Here is a 1,692-nt window from a genome sequence, read left to right as displayed (position 1 = left end):
GGGTTGGTCGCGCTCCCCCTCGCGCGACCAACCCGGTCACTCGCCCTTCGCCCCGTCCGCGAGCTCCCTGAGCAGGTCGAGCTGCCCCACGTGGCGCGCGGTCTCCTGGGCCACGTGGGACAGCACCCAGCGCACCGTGCGACCCGGCAGGTCGTCCCGGTCCGCTCCCCGAACCGGGTCGCCGGGGCGCAGACCGGCCAGCGACCGCGCGCCCAGCGCCCACTCCTCCCGGTACGCGGCCAGCACGGACTCCACCGTGTCCTCCTCGGCGACCAGCCACGAGGCGTCGGCGTCCGCGCCCCACAGCTCCGGCGCGCCGCTCCCGCCCGCGATGATCGACACCCACCAGCGCTCGACCGCCACCAGGTGCTTCACCACGCCCAGCGGGCTCACCACCGGCGAGGTCGGCAGCGGCGCGCGCACCGCCAGCTCGCGCGACAACCCGTCGACCTTGCCCACCACCGTGAGGCGCAGGAAGTCCAGGAACTCCACGGCGAGCCGCAGCTCGTCGTCCGCCGCAGCCCCTGGCCAGACCCGCTCGTCGCCAACCATGCCGAGGACCCTAACGGCCCGAGCCCACCGGCGAGCGCGCGAGCGCGCGACAGCAGCCGGGCGTCCACATCGGACCCCGGACGACCCGGCGCTGCGAACTGTAGCGACGGGCACCGACAAAAACCGGCTGGCCGACAGCGCAGACAGCACCGGCAGCGCAGACAGCACCGGCAGCCCCGACCAGAACGGCGTCAGCGCGCGCTGGCCGGAAAACCCCGCCGACCGAAAACCCCGCCGACCGCGCCGACCCCGCTGGTACCCTCGAAGCCGGGCGTCCGGGTGGGGCGCCGGGCTGGAGCCGCTCCCCGGCAGAGGGCGGCAGATCCGCCGCAGGGCGCAGGCGCCCCCTTCCCGACGCGCCACCTCCGATCCACCCCCAGAAGCGACGCCACCGCGTCCTTGTTCGCCGAGCCGGGCGGCGGGAACGAGGACCGCCATGTCGAAGACGTCGTTGACCGACCGCCTCGTCGCCCTGCGCAGGGCCGAGACCGGCGAGAACACCTCCCAGGCCGTGCCCGCGGTCCGGGCCGTCCTGTCCGACCTGCCCGACGGGCGGCGCGAGCACCTGGTCGACGCCCTCAACGGCGCGGGCGACGCCCGAGGCCTGCTGATCCCGGAACCGGCCTCCCGCGAGCAGCGCGAGCTGGAGTGCGCCGTCCTCCAGGCCGCCACCGAGGCGGGCTCGCACCTCCAGCTGCGCCCGCCCGCGAGCATGGTGCGCCCGGCCCACGCCTTCCGCGCCGCCGAACCCGGCCCGCACGGCCTGCGCCTGCACCTGGCCGAGCACGCGCTCGGCCCGCTCCTCTACGAGCTGCTCCCCAGGCTGGAGGACGACGGCGGCGTCTCCGGCGTCCCCGGCCTGCGCGTGCGCAGGCGCCCGCGCTCGATCGAGCTCCTGATCCCCGGCAGCCCGGCGGGCGTGGTGCTGGCGGGCGTGGACGAGGCGCTGTGGCGGGAGGGCATGGCCTACGTCCGCACCCTCCTGCGCGACCGCGACCTGTCCCACCGCTTCGCCGAGGGCGACCTGCACGAGTCCGAGCGCGCCCACCTGGCCGAGTTCCCCCGCCGCTCCGGCCTGGCCGCCTCCGCCCTGCGCAGGCCTGCGCTCCTGGCCGCGGCGCCGTGGACGCGCACCCTGGC

At 76.6% G+C, this 1,692-nt stretch carries 2 protein-coding genes; one reads left to right on the top strand and one right to left on the bottom strand.

All coding sequences use genetic code 11. The features are described from left to right. Positions 1 to 36 precede the first annotated feature (36 nt). Positions 37 to 552 (bottom strand): DinB family protein, encoded by a 516-nt coding sequence (locus ACTUAL_RS14350; RefSeq protein ID WP_096496354.1) that lies wholly within the window; start codon positions 550 to 552, stop codon positions 37 to 39. Positions 553 to 988: 436 nt separating this feature from the next. On the opposite strand from ACTUAL_RS14350, the gene ACTUAL_RS14345 reads away from it, so the two are divergent. Then, positions 989 to 1,692, top strand: a 704-nt coding sequence (locus ACTUAL_RS14345) for a hypothetical protein (protein WP_440900589.1), incomplete at its 3' end; no start/stop codon positions are given.

The sequence above is a fragment of the Actinosynnema sp. genome (assembly GCF_052038725.1).
The sequence above is the reverse complement of the archived record's forward strand: the minus strand, read 5'-3'. Positions and strand labels throughout refer to the sequence as shown.